Genomic DNA, 19,246 nt, shown 5'->3' on the forward strand with positions numbered 1-19,246 from the left:
CTCCCGGTGATTATACCGGTCTCAGCTTGATGACTTCGTTGTTCGTGTGGCGCCGGAGCATCTCCTGCGCAATGCTTGAATTCTTGGCAAGGTGGATCTCGCCCTGCTCGTTGACGGTGGCGGTGAAGAGGTACTCTTTCCCGGCAAAGACGTCCACGATCTTGCCGCTCTCGGACGGGGCAATGATCGTGAGCTGCTTCTTGTCGGTCTGGATCTTTATCCCACCTCCGAGGTTGTACTCCTCCTCGCTCTTTTGTGCCTGCACCTGCTGGCGTTCGAACTCGGACCGGGGCTTGATGTCGATCCCGATGCCGAGCTTGTTCACGATGGCCGAGACGTTCTTTCCGCCCTTGCCGATGGCAGCAGGCACGTCCTTGTCATCGATATACACAACGGCTTTTGTGTCGCTCATCATCTGGACGTCCACAAAGCCATCGGTGTAACGCCCGATCTCGCGCTGGATCTCCTTCTCGGAGAGTTTCCAGCCGGGCCGGTCGTCGCTTTCCTTCCGTGCGGGTTCGGGAGCGGGGGCCGGTTTTGCAACGGGAGCCGGAGCGACCGGCTGGGCCGCGAACTGGACCGGTGCCGGTGCGGGCTTTGCAGCAGGGGCGTTCCGTCCCGCCATCACCGGCATCACGATGGTCTCGCCATCGTACCGGAAGATGTCGAGCACGAGTTCGCCCGTCTCGTGGTCAGTGACCGTGGTCACGGGCCGGATATGCACCTCGTCTCCCATGCCCTCGGGGACCTTGATGGTGAACCCGACATCGTAGACCCGCGTAATGACACCCTGTTTTACGAATACGATCGTGTTGACGATCTGCGAGAGGACCGAGAAGTCCACGCGGTTACTGAAGCGCTGGACCGCGTCCTGCACGCCGTTTGCGTGGATGACCCCGATCATGCCGAGGCCCGCAAGACGCATGTCCGCGTAGGTTGCAAAGTCCTCGGTGTTCCGGAGCTCGTCGAAGATGACGAAGTCGGGCCGGACCAGCATCAGGATGTCGGCCGTTGCCTGCATGGAGCCGTCGAGCATCGTGTACTGCGTGATCTGGTCGGGCACCTGGAGTTCGCGGGGGGCTTCCATGGTTTTGACGACAAAGCCACTGTCAGAGAGATAGGTCGCAAGGCTCTGGGCGAGTGTGGTCTTGCCGCCACCCGGAGCGCCGATGATGAGCATGCCCCGCTTCTCGTTCGTGATCCTTTTCGTGATGATGTCGGACTTGGTGTAGTCTTTCAGGGTCACGTCAACGATCGGGCGGACTGCGGTTATCTCCATGCCGTCCGAGAAGGGCCGCCGTGCAATCGCGATCCGCATGGAGCCGATCTGCACAACCGTGATGCCCCGCTTCTCGATCTCGATGAAGCCGTCCGGGTCGCGCTTGGCCCGCTCCAGGATCTCCTGCGCGAGCATGCGGAGCTCGTACTCGCTTGTCGGTGCCTCGCGGATCTTCACGAGTTTCATGTCGTTGATGGAGCCCTTCTTGGCCATCGGGCTGATCCGCTCTTTTAAGAACACCGCGATGGTGTGCTCGTCAAAGAACTGGTCGATGGCAAGCGGGACGAAGTCCGTCACCTGCGGTTTTAAGTAGATGACGTCGAGCCCCTTGGCCCGGGCAACCTCGGCCTGGACATTGTCGCTCGTGATGAACCGCGCCTTGTTCTCAATCGCGATGTTCCGGATCATCGCGTCGATCTCGCCACCGCTTGCAAGCTTCACCTGCTCGAGCGAAGGCCGTACACCGGAGAATTTCAGTTCAATCGTTTTCTCTTCTGCCAGTTTGCAGAGCGACTGGAGCTCGCCGAGCCCCGAGAACCCGATCTCGCGCCCGTTGTTTGCCTGGGCCTCGAGTTCCGCCACCACGGCTTCCGGCACGATTATTGTTGCACCCTTGTATTCACCGGCCTGTATCATCGAAGTGATGCGCCCGTCGATAAGGACGCTCGTATCTGGTACTAAAATCATATGATATCCTCTTGTATGGTCTTCTATGGTATGCTATCATATTCGCATCTGGGACGCGCAGCACGCATCCCGGCTCTTCCTTGCATCCCACACCTATCGGGGCGGACGCACAGCTATTCAACGATGGGACATCGTTGATGGTGTACTGTATGTTACCAACAAGATTATATAAGTGCGGGATTGTTACGAGAGTGGTGCAGTGCGGGGCGAGAGAGGATTTCCGCAGGAAATCTTCGAGTGGTGAGGAATACTAGATCTATTATAACTCAATTGAAAAATTAGTTAAAAAAAAGAATTTTATTTCACAAGCTTATTAACCATAAAAAATTTTAACAACATCACATGGAAAATAAAAAAACAATTGAAACAAAGGACATTAATAGAGTCCCTCCTAAAGAAAAGTTGACTCAAAAAAGAAATCCTATTTCTCAATCAATTATCCCAATGTATTCTCTTGAGCGATCCTTAGAGATTGCCAAGGTAATTTGTGATCAGTTCGCGGCGAAAGGAGGCGAACCTCATTTAATCGCTAAAACTATGAATTTATCTCCTACTAGTAATACTTGGCGGATGTTGACAGGTTCAGCTATTGCTTATGGAATTACTCAAGGGGGCTATAAGGTACCAGAAATAACGATCACACCTTTAGGCAAATCAATAATTATTCCTACTGAAGATGGGGAAAAAGAAAATGCCTTAGTGACTGCAGTTCTAAAGCCTAAAATTATCAATGATTTTTTCAAAAAATACGATAAAGCAAAATTACCTACTAAAGATATTGGTAAAAATGTCTTATTTTCATTGGGAATTCCGCAAGAACGAACGGAAAATGCATTTGACGTTATTGTAGAAAATGGAAAGTTTTGTGGAATAATTACTGAAACAAAAACAGGATACTATATCTCTGTAACTACTAAACCGACCACAAAAAATCATGATGATCACGAATCGTTAAAAGATTCGACTATTCTTGATACAGAAATGGAGGACTCCGGTGTAGTTCAAGCTGTTCAAAAAATTTCCGAAAAATATAGTCCGGTAAAAACAGAGTGTGTCGAAAAAGTAAAAAATAATCGTGTTTTCATCTCACATGGGAAAAATAAACAAATTGTTGATCAATTAAAAGAAATCATAAAATTTGGAAAATATGAACCAATTATTAGTGTGGAGCGGGAATCAACATCAAAACCCGTTCCTGATAAAGTTCTCGATGATATGAGATCTTGTTTTGCTGGTGTAATCATAATCAATAATGAGGGAGAATTAATCGATCAAACTGGCAAGACACATAAAAAAATTAATGATAATGTATTAATTGAAATAGGAGCCGCCTTAGCCCTGTATGGACGTAATAATATTTTATTGGTTCAAAATGGGATAACACTGCCATCTAATTTACAAGGATTATATCGCTGTGAATATGAGGGAGAAGTTCTGGATACAAAAGCTTTGATAAAATTATTAACAACGTTTAATGAGTTTTCATAATTTCCCAATCACTTTTTCTGCAATAATCTTTTAAAACAATTTATCTTATAAAAGTCGTACTTTATTTGTGATAGATCTCTCAACATTTTTTCTCATGATCACAACTTGGTATAATCAATCCATCAATAGCCCATATCTCCCATTTTATATCACTTTTATTTTCTGTTTTTATGCGGCAATTTTGTTATTGGAAAAAATGAATTTTGTAAAAATACTAAATTCAATTTCTGATTGGTTGGATACAGAAGTGGTTCGAAAAGGAAAAATCCGCGTATTTAAATATTTTTTTCCTTGTGTTGTTTTGTATAGGATGTTTATTCTCCATCATGATTATTTGGGTTATTACTGAACAAAACACAGTCACTGATTCATTGAATGACTATTTTGCAATAAAATATCAGAGTGAAATCAAGCCTCAAAGCGAAATTGAAATTAATCGCATTGTCAATGAAGCTAAACAAATTTCCAACCTTTCTGAAAGATTCGATAAAATTGCTGAATGGGAGACGAAAAATTTTACAGATATCTATTGGCATGGAGTTAGTTTGAAGAGTATGAATCCATATGCCAACACATATTCATATGAATCCAAAGGGAAAATTCGAGCAACCCGTTCTTCATCTGTCAAAGCCCCTTATGCCGAAGATCCTTACTGGATTACATATTACAAATTTGGTGCATGTGGCGAAGAGTCTGCTCTCTTTGCAAATGTCTCTAATCGAACAGGCATAGTGTCTCGCCCGATTATTTTAGATCTTGGACATTGGGAATATGGAATTGTGCCGGTGAAAACTGGAAATCATGTTTTCCTTGAAGTTCAATTGAACAATGATGAATGGTATTTCTATGATCCAACTGTCTATGGTGCAGATCATGTTTTGAATGAAAGCCCCTGCAAAAATAATGCACCTTGCCAAAACCGTTGGTTCGGGAAACCAGAACAATATAGTTATTTTGCTTCTTGGCAGGTACTTCGAATTTATCGTGGGGATACAGGAGAAGATGTGAGTGATCGTTACACTCGTTTGTCAGAATCGATCATAAATGCAAAAAGGTTTTTTTCGTCAAAGTACTGTTTGAATGTTGGTATGAAATCCATAAGTCTACTGAAACTCAGCAATATACATATTTTTAAGAATAATTCTCATTTTACTTAATCGAATTATCAATTTTAACAGGTATATTGACCATTATCAATCTCTCCATCAACCTCTATTCCCACTCCACCTCTTTCCTCCATCCTCAACCCCCCATACCCACCTATTCTTCCCCTATCTGAAATCTAAAAACACTCCTCCCATTGGCTGCATTTTCCGAAATGTCGAACCCTGAAAGGGTGAGACACGAGAAGACATCAGTCTTCGAGTTCTGCCTGCCCCCCCTCCCCTCTACACCAATCCGGGTCCCCTGCGGCCTCGGCCTGGCGCTGCCCACACCGCCTCTCCCCTTCACGCTGCCGGTTGATGATAAAGCCCTTACGCATGCGTCAGGAAAACCGGGTGATGATTTTGTCTGAAGGATGGAACAGGAGGGAACTGCGAGCTGGCAGGATACCCCTGCTCACGCATTTTCCCGGAGCAGCACCTTCACGGCATCCGCAAGCGGAGCGAGATCGTGCCTGCTCGTCTCCCAGATGATCGCTGGGCTGATCATGAAATAGCCGTGCACCATCTTGTCCCGCATTCCCGCGAACTCTTTCCAGGGAACCTCCGGGTGGCGATCGATAACCTCTTGCGGGATCTTTTTTATGGCCTCCCCGATTACGACAAAATTGAGAATGATTGCCTCGCGGGTTTTCCGGTCAACGAGCAGTTGCTCGTATGTCATGTCCTTTGTGTAGGACTGGATCGCAGAGACAGCATCGTCAATGTCCGTAAGGTAGAGTTTCACCTCACGCTTAGACATAGATGACCTCGGCGAGTATATCCTGCCGGATCACCGGTTTTAAGGAATCTGAAGTCACCAGATCCACCTGCGTTCCGAGTTTCTCGGAGAGGAAATTTTCAAGCCGCATGAAGGTGACAAACCCCACCGGCTTTGAGAACTCCACCAGCAGATCGATATCGCTTGTGCCCGTTTGTTCATCGCGGGCAACTGAGCCAAACACCCCGATTGTCTTGACCGAATACTCTCTTGCAACATCTCCTTTGAGTTTTTTTAAGGAGGAGAGAATATCCTGCCGGGTGTATCGCATGATGGTACCTATGTAACAGTGGGTGATGAACTATTAATAAATATTTTACGAGGATGTGTCCGCGAGACCCTCAGGCCCGGCCTTGCCCACACCCCATGTACAAACCCCGGCAGTTTTACTCAGTGTTCCCAAGATCTCAAACAATACGCGTTTTCCCGCTAATCTGACGATTTTACAGGGATTTATAAAACGGTAATGTACGCTTTCCTTTGGCCGATTGCCTCTTCCCCTGTCCCTTACCTGTGCCAGGGCGACTTTTGCAAGTCGAAGAACGCGTTTCGCGTTCTTCTCCAGCTCATACTACCCTTAAGGTAGTATTTCGCTTCTGGAAAGCGCCTAAAGAGACACGTGTTCCGGGCGGGAATTTGACTTATTTCGGTGATATTGGGGTGAAATGGGGGTTTCCGGAAATGTGAGACATGGAAAATCGCGAATAAGGCAGAAAAATGGTGGGGGGAGGGGGGATCCGGGGCAGAAATGGGCCCGGATGGGATCACCTCAGTTATGGAGGTGTGTCCAGCCTCTCACCTACCCCACCGGTATATCAGTTGAGATCCCGGTATCCGTCTTTCCTTCAATACTTTCGGCAACGCCCGGGTTGTTCTGCTTGAACACTTTCATCCATGCCTTCATGGCTTCACGGTCATTTGCTGCGAGTGCTGCCTGCACACCGCTGATGTCATAGCCCGACTCGCCGAGTTTCGCGCTGACCTCTTCGACCGGCATGCGGTCCGGCTTTTCCAGCCCGGACTTCTGCTTGTGCGCCGTTACGTTGCCGTTTTGGATTTTCTCAACGGGTTTCTGTCCGGTCACGTTGCCGGCGTTCTGCTTTCCGCCCGGACCCTTCTTTGTTGTATTGCCCTGCAGGCCGGTCTTATTGGTACCTGGCTGCTGGCTCACCAGCTGCTGGGCCGCAATCCATGCGGACATCTGCGTGCAGTCATAGGATCCCACGCCAAAGAGGAAGTCCGAGGGGACATTCTGCGGGTAGGAGATCTGCTGCGAGTACAGGTACGCACCGCTGCAGGTGTAGCCGTCGAGATTCCGGAGGGCAGTCATCTTCTGCTTCTGGTCGCTTGTCAGGGTCTGGCCTACTTCTGCGAAGTGCGTTGCGTACCAGTACGAGATCTCGCCGTCGAGTTCGCCATAGCGTTCTGAGAGGCTTCTGACCGTAGTCTCATCGATCGTCTCTCCACTCAGCGCCTTCCGGAACTCGGTTGCGATCGCGGTCCTCGTTGCAACGATCTCGTTCAGGTCCGCACGCTGGAGGTCGACAAGGCCGGTGATTTCGGATCGCTGGGTGTCGGTGAGCAGCGCGAGGAATGCCTCGCCGGAGTCACCGGTCAGGGTCGTGCTGATGGAATAACCTGCATTGCCCATGGCCGGGCGGTCCTTCATGTAGAACGAGCCGAAGTAGGTTCCCTGGCGCTCGGGACAGAAGTAGACATCCCTGTCAACCGATCCCGCATACCACGCAAACATCTCGCTTGCATAGGTGCGCATCGCAACCGAACTGCCCTGCCCGCTGCTCTTCAGCGCTGCGGAGGCATCGACACCCGGCATGTCGGCCATACCTTTGGTTGCCATCGTGTCAAGGTATGCCCGCTGGCTCTCGTTCAGGGACCGGATCACACTCGCATAGGTCTTTGCCCGGGCAATGCTGATGCTTGCATCAACATCGTACAGCTGCGCCGAATAGGCTTTGACCGCTGCCTGATCAAGGCCGCTGCTGCCGGACGGGATATTGCCCTCCAGCTGGGCACGGAACGCGTTCATCAGCGGGTACCGCATCAGGGCGTACTGCGTGGTGAGCGGTGCCTCGGTTGTTGCAAGCGCAGAAAACTGCGCCCGCTGGTCATCGTTCAGGATATACAATACATTATCCGAGATCCGGGTCACGAAGTCCGTGTTGTGTCCCATCTGCGTTGCATCATTGTCCCGCAGGTACTGGAAGCCGGCATAGTCGGCAACCTTGCCGGGCGGGATGAATGTGTCGCTGCACGAATCGCCGGATAAAAAGGCAAGCGCGTCGAATGCAATCGTTGCCTGCTGCCCGCGGTCGGACAGCGTCTGTTCCATGGTGTACTGCTGGCCTGCTGCACTTGCTGCCCCCACGGCAAGTGCCATGAGGCAGATTGCGACAGCAAAAAAGCCGGCAATGGTTCCTGTTCTCATTCTGGTATCTCCTTTCTGGTGTTACCCATGGGTTGTCAAACGGGTTTATCGGAAAAGGAGATAAGGAAATTCCGGAATCAGGCCCGTATTATACCCAAATTACGCCGTAGTCCGGCCAAAAAATTATTCAAGGCTGATCCTGATGAGGATGACCAGCGCTATCGTTGTGCAGAGGTCGGGGATGATCTGGAAGAGGCCGATGTCACCGGTCCGGCCACCAACGAGGCTGATGATGAGCGGGCAGGAGGTGACCGCGTACATCCCCAGGGCGAAGATGACCGCCATCAGGCCGAGGGTGAAGGAACTCTTCATCCGCCGGTAGATGCCGGCATAGATGATAAAGAGCGGGATGATGAGGCCGATGTTGATGAACGAGATCACGGTCTTGAGCTGCTTTGCCTCCTCTTTTGCCGGCTGCTGCTGGGGCGGGTTCTGGGTTTTGTCGTTGACCGGGTGCGGTGCCTGCACAAAGACCGGTATTGTGAGACTGAGGATTATCAGCAGGATCACCGATATGAGGATGATCCAGATAAGGTTCTTCTTCTCCATTTCTCTTACTCCTCCTGTGCTTCCCCGGGGATATCGACCTGCTTCCAGATCGCAAGGAAGTCATCAAAACTGGTTTTCATCGTCTCCGACAGGAAATACATGGTCCCGTAATCCTCACCTGTCGCGGTGATCACGTGGTGTTTTTTCAGGACATCGAGATGGTGGCGGACGGTCTTGTAATCAAGGCCGGATAGCTGCGTCAGCTGGTTGGCATTGTACGGCCGCTTCTGGAGCGCCATGATGATGCGGGCACGGTTCAGTCCGCCTCTCGACCCGGCGATCAGCCACCAGAGTATCTGTTTCACGAGGTTTCTCCCATGTCCCGGATAGATATTCTGTAGCAGTGTTTTTGGTTAAAAAGAGATGGTATATGGGAGGATCCGGAGCTGAAACAGGAGGCCGATATAGATCCTGTTGTCTTAATAAACCTCGTCGTGGGGGCCAAACTTCAACAGTAGCAGTGCTTACCGTAGGCGAGGAACCCATCACGATGACAATAAGACCTTCCATGTGCTTTAAAGCAATACAAAAGATCAAATCCGCTTACACCGGGAGCCCTGCCCGGCCGGTGACTCCCGGGGTTTCCATTGCCAACAAGAAGAGGGGTTATCGGGGAGCTTCCCCGGTTTGTCTCTCTTCCGTTACAAAAAGTTCATCGGTGCAACTGCCTGCTGGTTCGGCGCCACGGCCATGAAATAGATCACAAGCGTTGCCAGCAGGGCAACGACTGCAAGGAAGATCATAAACTTTACCAGGTTCCCGACTGCATCACTGGATTTTACGTCACTCATCACCAAACCTCCATCACACACTCGCGTGATACTCTCCACTTGGATGATGGGACGATAAACCTTGCGTGCGGGAGAGCAACGGTAAGGATCGGAAAACCGGTGAAAAGGACCAGGACGGTTTTTCCAACAAAAAGATGCCGGGATAGTCTCCGGTTACTTGTGGATGGCAGGCGGATTCTTGAGCACAGGCTCAAAGGCCTTGTTCATGTCTTTCACGTAACTGGTGTTCGAGAGTCCCAGCAGGTTCATCGTGTCATTGAAGAATCCGATGAGAGCCCGGCTGCAGGCGTTCAGCCACTCGACCATCTCCCCCATGGACTCCTGCGAGCCGAGCAGGGCTGTGCCCTTTTCCGGTACTTCGAGGCTCAGGTTCTGCGCATTCCGCAGCAGTTCGTCCTCGGACAGGTCTGCGGCCTGAACGGGAGAGAGGAAAAAAACAGGTACAACAACAAAAACAATCAGGAGGACAGGGCGGCAGTTCATAGCGGATCACGGAGGGATTCTGGTAAAACCCAGTCGGCGTGACGGACGAAAAAGATTCTGAAATGCACCAGGGCCGCGGGCAACTGCTGGATCTGGTCCGGCAGGTATTCTCACGGAACGGGTGCCGTCCTGCGGGCCGGTCCAGGGTCCTGCCCGTTGACCACAGGAAATTCTCACGACGGTTTCTTTGCATCGAAGAGCCGCTCGGCCGGGCAGCCGATCTCCCGCTGCTTGCAGAACCGGCACGCAAGGTGTCCCCGGACAAAGGCATTGCCCGCAAACCCGAGAAGAAGGAGGACGGTGATGAGGAGAATGATTGTCCAGGAGAACTGCCAAACCAGAAGTACGATCCCGGCAATGACGGGAACCAGGAATAAAAGGAAATCCGGGACAAGGTCTTTCCAGCCGATCTTCAGGTGCGCAAACTTTTCCGGGCTGCCACGCCGGAAGAACAGGGCACTCAACCGTCCTTTGCCAAAGGCACAGGTCTTCCCGAAATAATAACAGTCCCTGCAATGCCCGCTTACGAGCCGGAACTCGAGTGCAAGCACAAAGAGAAGATACAGGAGAGCCCAGGGGAGGCCGATCCGGGAGAGAAGGAACGCCCCGATGACCCAGATCAGGAGCGGCACGAGGTTTGCGACGATTACCGTTGTTGCGGGATAGTTCTCATGGCATGCCGGTTCCTGCATACCGGAAACGGTGTTCCGCGGATATGATAAACGCTCCGGAATGTATCCGGGATACCCCTCCGGCCTCCCGGCACTCCAGCCCCCGTTCCGCAACCCTCATGTAGCAGCACCGACAACTCCAACAAATGGATAATCCGGCCACCGGCACCGCACCAAAACAGGGCTTCGCCCTCCTCGTCTTCTCCATCTCGCTTGCCATGTTCATGACAAGTCTTGACGGCACGATCGTCAACATCGCACTTCCAACCATCTCCGAGTCCTTCAATGTCTCGACCAGCACCGTCAGCTGGGTCGCTACCTCCTACCTGCTTGTCATGGTAGGCTGCGTGCTGGTCTTTGGGAAAGTTGCCGATACTCTCGGGTACAAGCGGATCTTCCTCTCCGGTTTTGTCATCTTCACCATCGGCTCGTTCCTCTGCGGTTTCCTTCCGGAGTTCATCGCGGGATTCCCCTCGCTCATCGGGTCGCGGATGTTCCAGGCCATTGGTGCCGCGATGCTCATGTCGGTTGCCGCTGCCATGATCTCCACGTTCGTTGCCCCCGACCAGAAGGGCAAGGCGATGAGTATCATCATGATGCTCGCAGCGCTCGGCACGGCGCTCGGCCCCACCATTGGTGGCGTCCTCACCCAGTACCTGTCATGGCACTGGATCTTCTTCATCAACATCCCGGTCGGCATCGTTGCCATCATGCTCGGCGCAAAAGTAATCCCCGCAAGCTGCCCGGTGCAGCGCGAGGGAGGATTTGACAAGCCGGGCGCCGTGCTCGCGTTCATCGGCCTTGCGTCGCTTGTTTTCGTGGTTTCGGAAGGTTCGACATTCGGCTGGACCTCACCGGTCATCATCGGCATGGCCGTGCTCATGGTCGTCTCGCTTGCATGGTTTGTGAAAAACGAGCTCTCCGCCGATGACCCGGTCCTCGACATACGGCTCTTCAAAAAGAGGAATTTTGTTATTGCGAACCTGATCCTCATCCTTGTCTTCTTCAGCCTGTCTGGGATCAACTACCTCCTGCCGTTCTACCTCGAGTACGTCCACAGCTACGACACCTCAACGGCCGGGCTGATCATGACGTCCCTTTCCTTTGCAATGATGGTTGCCGGTTTAATCTCCGGCGCTACGTTCAACCGCGTTGGTCCGCGGCGGCTCTGCATCCTTGCAAGTATCCCCCTCATTATCGGCTATTTCCTGATGACAATGCTGCGGACCTACACCTCCACCGGCTTTGTCATGCTTGCCCTGGCCCTGATCGGGTTCGGACTCGGGTTGATTGTCAGTCCCATCACGACAATGATCATGATGTCGGTCTCCAAGTCAAAGGCTGGAATGCTCTCAAGCCTGACGAGCCTCGAGCGGAATGGCCCGCAGTCCATCGGGATTGCGACCTATAACGCGCTCCTGATTCTCGGGGTCATGCTGATCGCGAAGAACTATGATATCACAAAGGACGCACCGGTCAACATCAAACTTGAAGTGCTCTCCGCCGGTTTTGATGTTGCATTCATTCTCTCGCTGATCTTCGGCATTGTCATCCTCATCCTCTCCCTTGCGGTCAAAGAAGAGATCCACCCGGACTATGCAGCGGAGGCAAAGATCCTGATCAGGAACGTGGAGTAGGGCTGCCGGAGATTACCGGCAATCTTTTCCCTGTTTCCCCGTGCAACGCGTTTTTTGTGTCTTCCGGCTCCCCCGTACCTTAAGACCCGGGAGCGCCCATTACTGCCTGATATCCCGGCCCGGCCGGTTGCATTTTCCATGACACCCATCTACCTTTTTGGTCACCGGCAGCCCGACTCGGACAGCACGGCAAGCGTCATCGGTTACGCGGAGTTTTTGAACCGCGACTCCCCTGGCCGTGCGGTCCCGGCGCGGTGCGGGGAACTGAACCCGGAATCGAAGTGGATGCTGAAACGGTTCGGCACACCGGAACCGGTTCACATTCCGTCAGTCGAACCCCTCCTATCAGACATCACCTATAAGCCGGTCTTCTCGCTCCCGCAGGATGTCCCGACTGTCGATGTTGCGGCCCTGATGGCAAAGGAGGGAATCCGGAACGTTGTTATTACTGATAGCGCAGGGCGGCCGGTCGGTATGATAGGGGAGCATGCTCTTGCTGGGGCGTATCTCGGGAAGATCCATATCTCCGAGCTGACAGTTACGCCGATTCCGGCGGGGACTCTTGCCAGGATCCTGAACGCGGAGGTCCGCGTGGCAGCGCACGATACCCTGGAGGGCCGGGTCTACATCGCGATCGATGCCCTGCACGTCACGCTCGCGAAGATGACGAAGAACGACATCGCAGTGGTCGGGGATGATGAACCCGCCCAGCTGGCTTTCATCTCGGCAGGTATTGCGTGCCTGATCATTGCAGAAGGCGCTCCCGCGGGAGACCGGGTTCTCTCCGAGGCAAAGAAACGCGGTGTCACCGTCCTCTCTACCGACCTGGATGCATTCGGAGTCGGCAAGATGATCAACCTCTCGCTGCCGGCCCGCGAGGTGATGGAGACCGAGGTGACGGTCCTTACGTTCGACGATACGCTCGCACGGGCGCGGAAGGTGGTCTCATCCTCGAAGTTTCGTGCTGCCTGTGTCGTCACAAAAGAAGGGACACTGGCCGGTGTCCTGACCCGGACAACCCTGCTTGACGATGTCCGCAGGCCCGTCATCCTCCTTGACCACAACGAGGCATCGCAGGCCGTGGAAGGGATCGGGGAGGCGGAGATCGTGGAGATCATCGACCACCACCGGCTCGCGACGATCACGACCTTAAAGCCGATCCGGTTCCTCAACGATCCCGTTGGCTCGACATCAACGATCATCGCAATGAAGTTCCGGGACTCCGGCCGACCCCCATCAAAAGCCGTGGCCGGGGTCCTTCTCTGCGGGGTCCTCTCCGACACGCTCGCCCTGCGCATGTCCACCACCACAGCGATCGACCGTGATGCCGTGGAATACCTCGCGAAGGTTTCCGGTGAAGACCCGGGTGCACTGGGGATCGAACTACTGGAGCAGGGGATGGACCTTTCAGGTGTGCCTCTTGCCACCATCCTCTCGCGGGACACCAAGGAGTTCGACCTCTCTGGCCGGAAGGTGATTATCTCGCAGGTGATGGTTCCCTCGTTCTCGTGGAACACGGGGCGGGCGGTGGAGATCCACCGTGAGCTGCGGACGCTGCAGGACAAGACCGGGGCCGACCTTGTCCTTGCCCTCTTCACGAGCGTCATGGATAATGCCAGCGACTGTTATGGTTGTGGGAATGCCGGTCTGCTCACCGCGATCTTTGAACGGCCTCTCCCGGTCCACCTCGATGGCGTGATGTCGCGGAAGAAGGATTTTCTCCCATGGCTCGGGGAGAAGCTTCGCACGTGTGCAGAGAAATGATCTCTTCCAAAATAGCTGTCGTGTTGGCCTGTTGTCCTGAAACCAATCGTTTTTATTAACTATAAATTTATATTTTCTTTATATTTATGGATCCAATCTCGCTCCTCCTTCTCATGCTCTTCGTTGCCTTTGCCATTGCGGGACCGTGGCTGGCGCTTACGGCGATGAGAAAACTGGCAGACCCGGTGCCGGTGTATCTTCCAGTCCTTGTTGCAGTTATCGTCCTGATCATCACCTGCTGGCTTTCGGTCAGCGGAATGCTGTACAGTGCCGGAGTCCTTGTCGGGACCCTGACCGTCTTTTCCATCATGTTCCTCCTCGTAACCCTTGCAGTTGTCACCCCATACTGCTGGTTCAGGAAACCGGAGAGAAATGGGGACAGCTGGCTGAGTCTCGCTCTTCTTGCGTTCATCGGAAACTTCCTGACCTATTTTACCATCCTGGACGGCGTGAGGCCGGACCGGCCGCTTCCGTTCTTCGGTTCGCGGTTTCCTGGTTCTGGGAACCTGCTCGATCTGATCGTATCGGGGTCCGGGCTCGGGGAGGCGGTCTATTCGGTCCATTTCCCCTGCTACATTGTCCTGATGATGGCAGCGCTCTGGCTTGATGTGCTTTTCATCTCCGCTGTCTACTTCGGGCTGCTCAGTGTGCTTCCGGTGCCTACGGAGTTACCGAAGAAATAATACGGCTGTTTGTCGGAAGATTAACAGGAAGTGAAAATTCTTTCATACTCTTACTATTCATGATGGAATCCCCGTGCAGAGAGCAGAATGCAACAATGCGAGAGCCCATATCGTGGGAGTTCTCTGCACGACCTGAAAAGATGGGTGCATTTTTCATCTTTGCAGAGAAACATTCCAGCCGCAATAAAGGAAGTTGGGAAGCTATGACACTGAAGACTCTTGCACTCATGCTTGTCATCGCGGGTATGCTGATTGCCGCCGGCTGTTCAGCCCCGGCGGCTCTCCCCGCTGCAACCGGCACACCTGCTGGCGAAAAAGTCCTCCCCATGTCGGGAAACGTTACCCTCGGGTCCGGGAACAAGACGGTGAATGTCTTCCTCCACAGCATCGAACTCGACGCAAAAGCAGAGAACGAGACCGGCCGGACCGTGACAATCTATGTCGCAGCCGAGAATACCGGGACGGAACCGGTGATGTTTGTCTGGTTCTCGAAACTGACGGACGCAAACGGGAACTCCTATGGCGGGATCAATGTCTCCCACAAGGGAAGCGGCGCCCGCACGGCATGGATCACACCCGGGGATACGGAAGCCGCCCGCGATTATATCGACCAGCTGACAAACCAGGACCTTGGTGTCCTCTCCAAGGGTGCGGTGCTGGACGTGTACTTCTTCGAGAAGTCCGGGCCCGATGGCACAATCGGCGCAGAACCGGATTACCACGTTGCCTGGACCATTGAGCCGGGTGCAATCCTCGGGTGATCTTGCAAGGGCATGCAGGATCTTCTGTATCGCGGGGTAACAGCCCCAATCTGTTTTTTACTATCCGGTTTTCATCATCGCGACGGGCAGAGTGGATTTGCAACTCGTACTTCCGCAGTTTTATCCCTTGTATTACCGATCACGAAACGCAGGTGTGACTCGAATGCTTAGCCCATGCCGGCATTCCAGACGCTGTCTCCCCTGCGGACCCGCGACTGGGATCAGCCTTTCCGCGCAAAGACCATCTCAACACTGTCGAATCGTTCCATCTCGGCGGTCTTCAGCGGGACATAGAGCGCAAAGAGTGCCGGGGTATCAAGCGTGAGATTCCGGTCAGCCCGGATCTGCGCAACGACAACGCCTTTTGACCGCACATTGAACCCGATCGCGTATTCCGCCGGGAGGGCGTTCCTGCCAATGATGGTCGCATTGATCAGGACGAAGTTCCATGTGGGGGTGGATATCATTCCGGAACAGGCAGGACCCCCAAGCGTTGCGGGCTCGATGTAATCGGTGATCCTCCGGCCGGCCTCGACCGTGGTGACATTTGTCACGGCATTGGTCTCAAGGAACCTGAGGATATCTTCTTCAGAATGAGCAACAAGAGTCCCCTGCCGGCCGGCAATGCCATAATTGGGATCCGTGGCTGCCTCCGGGAAAAACTTCCTCATGCCGCAGTCGGGAAGGTCTGCGTTGAAGTATTCTTTCTGGAATTGCAGGATAATAATCCGCGGATCGCCGGTTGCGCCATAGGTCGGGACAACCCATGTCGCGGCTGGTGCTGTTGTGGAGGAACCTTCCGGGCCGGCTGTTGTAACGGCTGCTGTTTCTGCGGGCGGCAGCGTGGGTGCCGAAAGCGTGACCAGAACCGTTGCGGATTCGGTGGTTGCAGCAGGTGACGCTGTCGCTGTCGTGACAGGTGCCCCGCCTTCACCGGTTCCGGACAAACAGCCCGCAGACAGGAGGATCGGGACCAGAAGCAGGATAAGGAGCAGGAGGGGCAATAGTCCGGTACTGCCAACAGCGGGCTTTCGCATGGATCAATGGTAATGCCGGAACCGTGTTAAGCCTGATCCTTTCCGTGCAGCGGCTTTTCATCGCACCGTGCCGGCGGTAGTTCCTGCCAGCAAATCCCGCGCAATCGCCAATATCGCGGGGAATCCGACCTAAACGCATTTAAATTAATGCATTTTCAAAACGGGCCCTCCCACATGCTTTAATAATAGTTCGCCAAAGATAATGGAGCCGGTTTATACGGTAACAGGTGAAACACAACAATGGATTACGCAAACATGCTTGGCGATTCCTTTGCCTATGCAAAGGACGCCATTGTCGGCAAGTGGAAGCAGTACCTGCTGTTCCTGATCGCAACCCTCCTGCTCACAATCCCCCTGCTGGGGTACAGCCTGAAGGTCCTCCGCGGTGAGAAGCCGGCACCCGAAGTAGACGGGTGGGGTACCCTGATCGTCGATGGTATCAAGTACGCCATCATCAGTATCATCTGGGCACTCCCCAGCATCATCATCGCCATCTTCGTGATCGGGGCCGGCGTTTCAGCCTTCGTCATGAACCCCGCGGCACTGATGGAGATCATCGGCGGCGTACTCATCGGCATCGTTGTGCTCCTGGTCGTGGCCATCATCACCGGGCTCCTTGCAACGATCGGGATCATCCGGTTCGCCCGGACCGGAAGCATGGGCGAAGCGTTCAACTTCGGCGCCATTCTCGGTACCATCGGTAAGATCGGGTGGGCCAACTACATCATTGCAATGATTGTCATCATGGTTATCGAACTGATCTTTTTCGGCGTTATTGAGTGCCTCAACTTCATCATCAGCCCGTACCTGGGCCTGATCCTCGAGTTCCTGCTCATGGCACCCCTGACGCTCCTGATGTCCCGCTACTTATGCCAGGTCTACGACTCGGCAGATTCCATGTAAGGGAATCACATCCCTGAACTCTTTTTTTCGCACGCCCGGGTTGTGCCGGGTGCAGGACTGGCAGCCGTTACGCTGTGCCTCCGCTATGGTGTTTCGGGTGAAGTGTATTCACGCATCGCACGTATCGCTCCCCTTCGTCTGCGTTGTGATAAACCAGGGCACCGGATCAGGCTTTGTTCAGCAACGGATCAGGTACAGGATCCCGAGATTGACAAAGGCGAGACTGCAGATCAAGAAAAATTTCAGGTAGATCCAGTCCTCAAAAAACGGGACGGTGAAGACAACCACCAGCAGGACGGCAAGCAGGATAGTGGCTGCGGTAACAATCTTTCCGAAGCGGGATAGATCCTGGTGATGACGCCGGGTCACAGATTTCGTTTCTGCGCCCGGAACTTATGAGTATTGTGCCGGATGGCTGCCCGGTTTCAAAAAAAATGATGTGCGATGATGGCGGGCAGGGATTGTCAGTGCCCGGGCTTCTTGTAGACTTTCTCGGGGTCGAAGACCTTTGTCCCGACAACATCCCCGTCAAGTGTACGGTAGAAACAGGTGCGGTATCCCGTGTGGCAGGCAGCGCCGGTCTGCTCCACCTCGTAGATAAGGCAGTCCTCATCGCAGTCGGCAAGGATGCGGAGCACCTTCTGGAAGTGGCCGCTCTCTTCGCCCTTTTTCCAGAGCTTTTTCCGGCTACGGCTGTAGTAGTGCGCAAAGCCGGTCTCCTGCGTGAGGCGGACTGCCTCGTTGTTTGCATAGGCCATCATCAGGACGTCGCGGCTCTGTGCATCCTGCACGATGACCGGGATCAGCCCGTCGGCAAATTTCAGGGAAAGCATATCAGATTCCTCCGGTGAGTAGTCTCATCAGGGCATAGAGGAAGTCGCCGAAGATGACTGCGGTGACAAACCCTGCCGTGATGGGGATGATGAACGGGACGGCATAGGAGATCCAGACCGTCCCGGCCTTCTTATACATGGCAAGTTCGTGCGTAAATTCCTGCGGGTGCTCGCGGAGATCCTTCGTATAGACCCGGCCTTCTCCTTTATACATCCGCTTCACGGCATCGAAAAATCCGATGAATTTCCGGGTGAGCTTCCCGTCCTTCTCTTCAAAGTCCTCCATGACAAACCCCCACTCCTTCTGGATCTCGTCCCCTTTTACCGGGAACCCGAAGAAGAGGTACATGAGGGGTGCCCTGTTGCCCCGCAGAATGTTGACAAGGAAGATGCCCACAGGTGCAGCGAGGTTCAGGATGAGGGCGTTGATCAGCACCGAGAAGGCCAGAAAGCCGAGCGGGGAGTTTCCAAGGAGCGGGGTGAACGGGAAGAGCGGGACACAGAGCGCGATGAAGATGAGTGCCCAGGCGTCTGCCCCGCCAAAGAGGTGCATCCGGCCAAAGATGTAAAAGACCCCGGTAAATAGGGTGATGAGCAGCAGGGCGATGGCTGATGACCCCCAGCCGCCAGTGCCAACGAGCATCGTTGCCGAAACAATGGCAAAGATGAGGATGATAAGAACGAAATACCAGCGGCCGAGCATCTCGCTCATGTCCGGCCCGCGGGGCACCTGTCCTCTCTTTCCCTTCCGGCGGGGCTCTGGCCATCCTTTGTATTCCCGCCAGGTGACGTACCCGAGGATCCCGGCGAACATCGCGTACCAGGGCAGGATCAGGACGGAAACGGACGGTGTGAGAACGAACCAGGAGAGGGCCGGGAGCACAAGGACCGGAACAAAATACCAGAAGATCTTCTCATTTGCATAATAGCCTGCCAGGCCGCGGGAGTCCGTGCGTCCCCGGTTGTCGAGGTAGTCTGCGTACAGAAAGCTTGTAACAAGGGCAAGGTAGCCTGCAAGAAGGCTCGCGTTAGCGGTTTTCTGCCAGAGGAGCGCAGCCGTGCAGGCAACGCCGATGGCAAGCATGGGAAGCCAGGTGATGAACGGCACGCGACGGTTTTGGATGTCAAGCAGGGATGCATAGATCAAAGTGGCGAGGACGGCGACAGCCGAGACTACCATCGGCAGGAAGAACTCCATAATCCGTTGTACCATCGTTTTTTAGACCACTTATGCATAGCGATGAGGCCGGGTACCTATATCTGCCCGGGTCGCCTAACCGTACAAAAGAACCGGTGATGGATGCCAGAATA

At 53.5% G+C, this 19,246-nt stretch carries 21 protein-coding genes; 8 read left to right on the plus strand and 13 right to left on the minus strand.

Going from position 1 to position 19,246, the window contains the following annotated elements:
• Positions 1 to 10: 10 nt before the first annotated feature.
• Positions 11 to 1,966 carry a PINc/VapC family ATPase gene (locus METFOR_RS05190; protein WP_015285055.1) on the minus strand — a complete coding sequence of 652 codons (1,956 nt, stop codon included), beginning with the start codon at positions 1,964 to 1,966 and terminating at the stop codon, positions 11 to 13.
• Positions 1,967 to 2,308: 342 nt separating this feature from the next.
• Here METFOR_RS05190 and METFOR_RS05195 point away from each other — a divergent pair, with 342 nt between their 5' ends.
• The 3 genes from METFOR_RS05195 (at position 2,309) to METFOR_RS15270 (ending at position 4,970) form a co-directional block, all read left to right on the plus strand.
• Positions 2,309 to 3,454, plus strand: a complete 1,146-nt coding sequence (locus tag METFOR_RS05195) for a TIR domain-containing protein (protein ID WP_015285056.1) — start codon at positions 2,309 to 2,311, stop codon at positions 3,452 to 3,454.
• A 326-nt stretch (positions 3,455 to 3,780) separates the two neighbouring features.
• Positions 3,781 to 4,611: a transglutaminase domain-containing protein gene (locus METFOR_RS15265; protein ID WP_015285057.1), complete on the plus strand. Its 831-nt coding sequence runs from the start codon at positions 3,781 to 3,783 to the stop codon at positions 4,609 to 4,611.
• 161 nt (positions 4,612 to 4,772) lie between these two features.
• Positions 4,773 to 4,970: a hypothetical protein gene (locus METFOR_RS15270; RefSeq protein WP_158491353.1), complete on the plus strand. Its 198-nt coding sequence runs from the start codon at positions 4,773 to 4,775 to the stop codon at positions 4,968 to 4,970.
• Positions 4,971 to 5,014: 44 nt separating this feature from the next.
• On the opposite strand, the gene METFOR_RS05200 is transcribed toward METFOR_RS15270, so the two are convergent.
• The 8 genes from METFOR_RS05200 to METFOR_RS05230 all read right to left on the minus strand — a co-directional run bounded on the left by METFOR_RS05200 (position 5,015) and on the right by METFOR_RS05230 (position 10,338).
• Positions 5,015 to 5,359 (minus strand): HepT-like ribonuclease domain-containing protein, encoded by a 345-nt coding sequence (locus METFOR_RS05200; protein WP_015285058.1) that lies wholly within the window; start codon positions 5,357 to 5,359, stop codon positions 5,015 to 5,017.
• Positions 5,352 to 5,648, minus strand: a complete 297-nt coding sequence (locus METFOR_RS05205) for a nucleotidyltransferase family protein (RefSeq protein WP_015285059.1) — start codon at positions 5,646 to 5,648, stop codon at positions 5,352 to 5,354. The genes METFOR_RS05200 and METFOR_RS05205 overlap by 8 nt, the downstream gene beginning before the upstream one ends.
• A gap of 528 nt (positions 5,649 to 6,176) precedes the next feature.
• Positions 6,177 to 7,823: a hypothetical protein gene (locus METFOR_RS14495; RefSeq protein WP_015285060.1), complete on the minus strand. Its 1,647-nt coding sequence runs from the start codon at positions 7,821 to 7,823 to the stop codon at positions 6,177 to 6,179.
• 123 nt (positions 7,824 to 7,946) lie between these two features.
• Positions 7,947 to 8,372 (minus strand): hypothetical protein, encoded by a 426-nt coding sequence (locus METFOR_RS05215; RefSeq protein WP_015285061.1) that lies wholly within the window; start codon positions 8,370 to 8,372, stop codon positions 7,947 to 7,949.
• A gap of 5 nt (positions 8,373 to 8,377) precedes the next feature.
• Positions 8,378 to 8,677, minus strand: a complete 300-nt coding sequence (locus METFOR_RS05220) for a winged helix-turn-helix domain-containing protein (RefSeq protein ID WP_015285062.1) — start codon at positions 8,675 to 8,677, stop codon at positions 8,378 to 8,380.
• A 336-nt stretch (positions 8,678 to 9,013) separates the two neighbouring features.
• Positions 9,014 to 9,163: a hypothetical protein gene (locus tag METFOR_RS15510; protein WP_015285063.1), complete on the minus strand. Its 150-nt coding sequence runs from the start codon at positions 9,161 to 9,163 to the stop codon at positions 9,014 to 9,016.
• Positions 9,164 to 9,316: 153 nt separating this feature from the next.
• Positions 9,317 to 9,646, minus strand: a complete 330-nt coding sequence (locus METFOR_RS05225) for a hypothetical protein (protein ID WP_015285064.1) — start codon at positions 9,644 to 9,646, stop codon at positions 9,317 to 9,319.
• A 173-nt stretch (positions 9,647 to 9,819) separates the two neighbouring features.
• Positions 9,820 to 10,338 (minus strand): hypothetical protein, encoded by a 519-nt coding sequence (locus METFOR_RS05230; RefSeq protein ID WP_015285065.1) that lies wholly within the window; start codon positions 10,336 to 10,338, stop codon positions 9,820 to 9,822.
• Positions 10,339 to 10,463: 125 nt separating this feature from the next.
• On the opposite strand from METFOR_RS05230, the gene METFOR_RS05235 reads away from it, so the two are divergent.
• From METFOR_RS05235 to METFOR_RS05255, 4 genes are all read left to right on the plus strand, one after another.
• Positions 10,464 to 11,954 (plus strand): DHA2 family efflux MFS transporter permease subunit, encoded by a 1,491-nt coding sequence (locus tag METFOR_RS05235; protein WP_015285066.1) that lies wholly within the window; start codon positions 10,464 to 10,466, stop codon positions 11,952 to 11,954.
• A gap of 138 nt (positions 11,955 to 12,092) precedes the next feature.
• On the plus strand, positions 12,093 to 13,718 hold the full coding sequence (locus METFOR_RS05245) for a putative manganese-dependent inorganic diphosphatase (RefSeq protein ID WP_015285067.1): 1,626 nt from the start codon (positions 12,093 to 12,095) through the stop codon (positions 13,716 to 13,718).
• A gap of 86 nt (positions 13,719 to 13,804) precedes the next feature.
• Positions 13,805 to 14,401, plus strand: coding sequence for a hypothetical protein (locus tag METFOR_RS05250; RefSeq protein ID WP_015285068.1), 597 nt, complete (start codon positions 13,805 to 13,807; stop codon positions 14,399 to 14,401).
• Between the two features lie 203 nt (positions 14,402 to 14,604).
• Positions 14,605 to 15,162: a hypothetical protein gene (locus tag METFOR_RS05255; RefSeq protein ID WP_015285069.1), complete on the plus strand. Its 558-nt coding sequence runs from the start codon at positions 14,605 to 14,607 to the stop codon at positions 15,160 to 15,162.
• 221 nt (positions 15,163 to 15,383) lie between these two features.
• On the opposite strand, the gene METFOR_RS05260 is transcribed toward METFOR_RS05255, so the two are convergent.
• A complete protein-coding gene (locus tag METFOR_RS05260; protein ID WP_015285070.1) occupies positions 15,384 to 16,199 on the minus strand; it encodes a hypothetical protein in 816 nt (271 codons plus the stop codon).
• 240 nt (positions 16,200 to 16,439) lie between these two features.
• Between METFOR_RS05260 and METFOR_RS05265 the strand changes: the two genes are divergently transcribed.
• Positions 16,440 to 17,102: a DUF4013 domain-containing protein gene (locus METFOR_RS05265; protein ID WP_048110827.1), complete on the plus strand. Its 663-nt coding sequence runs from the start codon at positions 16,440 to 16,442 to the stop codon at positions 17,100 to 17,102.
• Between the two features lie 177 nt (positions 17,103 to 17,279).
• On the opposite strand, the gene METFOR_RS05270 is transcribed toward METFOR_RS05265, so the two are convergent.
• The 3 genes from METFOR_RS05270 to METFOR_RS05280 all read right to left on the minus strand — a co-directional run bounded on the left by METFOR_RS05270 (position 17,280) and on the right by METFOR_RS05280 (position 19,148).
• The gene (locus METFOR_RS05270; protein ID WP_015285072.1) at positions 17,280 to 17,471 is read right to left on the minus strand and encodes a hypothetical protein; all 192 of its coding nucleotides are present in this window, start codon (positions 17,469 to 17,471) and stop codon (positions 17,280 to 17,282) included.
• Between the two features lie 95 nt (positions 17,472 to 17,566).
• Complete coding sequence (gene hisI, locus METFOR_RS05275) at positions 17,567 to 17,935, minus strand: phosphoribosyl-AMP cyclohydrolase (protein WP_015285073.1); 369 nt, start codon at positions 17,933 to 17,935, stop codon at positions 17,567 to 17,569.
• Position 17,936: 1 nt separating this feature from the next.
• On the minus strand, positions 17,937 to 19,148 hold the full coding sequence (locus tag METFOR_RS05280) for an A24 family peptidase C-terminal domain-containing protein (RefSeq protein WP_233504456.1): 1,212 nt from the start codon (positions 19,146 to 19,148) through the stop codon (positions 17,937 to 17,939).
• Positions 19,149 to 19,246: the final 98 nt, after the last annotated feature.

Source organism: Methanoregula formicica SMSP (assembly GCF_000327485.1).
Classification (GTDB): Archaea; Halobacteriota; Methanomicrobia; order Methanomicrobiales; family Methanospirillaceae; genus Methanoregula; species Methanoregula formicica.

Coding starts and splice junctions, on each gene's coding strand:
- METFOR_RS05190 (WP_015285055.1), bottom strand. CDS start 1,966: ATGATTTTAGTACCAGATACGAGCGTCCTTATCGACGGGCGCATCACT.
- METFOR_RS05195 (WP_015285056.1), top strand. CDS start 2,309: ATGGAAAATAAAAAAACAATTGAAACAAAGGACATTAATAGAGTCCCT.
- METFOR_RS15265 (WP_015285057.1), top strand. CDS start 3,781: ATGATTATTTGGGTTATTACTGAACAAAACACAGTCACTGATTCATTG.
- METFOR_RS15270 (WP_158491353.1), top strand. CDS start 4,773: ATGTCGAACCCTGAAAGGGTGAGACACGAGAAGACATCAGTCTTCGAG.
- METFOR_RS05200 (WP_015285058.1), bottom strand. CDS start 5,359: ATGTCTAAGCGTGAGGTGAAACTCTACCTTACGGACATTGACGATGCT.
- METFOR_RS05205 (WP_015285059.1), bottom strand. CDS start 5,648: ATGCGATACACCCGGCAGGATATTCTCTCCTCCTTAAAAAAACTCAAA.
- METFOR_RS14495 (WP_015285060.1), bottom strand. CDS start 7,823: ATGAGAACAGGAACCATTGCCGGCTTTTTTGCTGTCGCAATCTGCCTC.
- METFOR_RS05215 (WP_015285061.1), bottom strand. CDS start 8,372: ATGGAGAAGAAGAACCTTATCTGGATCATCCTCATATCGGTGATCCTG.
- METFOR_RS15510 (WP_015285063.1), bottom strand. CDS start 9,163: ATGAGTGACGTAAAATCCAGTGATGCAGTCGGGAACCTGGTAAAGTTT.
- METFOR_RS05225 (WP_015285064.1), bottom strand. CDS start 9,646: ATGAACTGCCGCCCTGTCCTCCTGATTGTTTTTGTTGTTGTACCTGTT.
- METFOR_RS05230 (WP_015285065.1), bottom strand. CDS start 10,338: ATGCAGGAACCGGCATGCCATGAGAACTATCCCGCAACAACGGTAATC.
- METFOR_RS05235 (WP_015285066.1), top strand. CDS start 10,464: ATGGATAATCCGGCCACCGGCACCGCACCAAAACAGGGCTTCGCCCTC.
- METFOR_RS05245 (WP_015285067.1), top strand. CDS start 12,093: ATGACACCCATCTACCTTTTTGGTCACCGGCAGCCCGACTCGGACAGC.
- METFOR_RS05250 (WP_015285068.1), top strand. CDS start 13,805: ATGGATCCAATCTCGCTCCTCCTTCTCATGCTCTTCGTTGCCTTTGCC.
- METFOR_RS05255 (WP_015285069.1), top strand. CDS start 14,605: ATGACACTGAAGACTCTTGCACTCATGCTTGTCATCGCGGGTATGCTG.
- METFOR_RS05260 (WP_015285070.1), bottom strand. CDS start 16,199: ATGCGAAAGCCCGCTGTTGGCAGTACCGGACTATTGCCCCTCCTGCTC.
- METFOR_RS05265 (WP_048110827.1), top strand. CDS start 16,440: ATGGATTACGCAAACATGCTTGGCGATTCCTTTGCCTATGCAAAGGAC.
- hisI (WP_015285073.1), bottom strand. CDS start 17,935: ATGCTTTCCCTGAAATTTGCCGACGGGCTGATCCCGGTCATCGTGCAG.
- METFOR_RS05280 (WP_233504456.1), bottom strand. CDS start 19,148: ATGGTACAACGGATTATGGAGTTCTTCCTGCCGATGGTAGTCTCGGCT.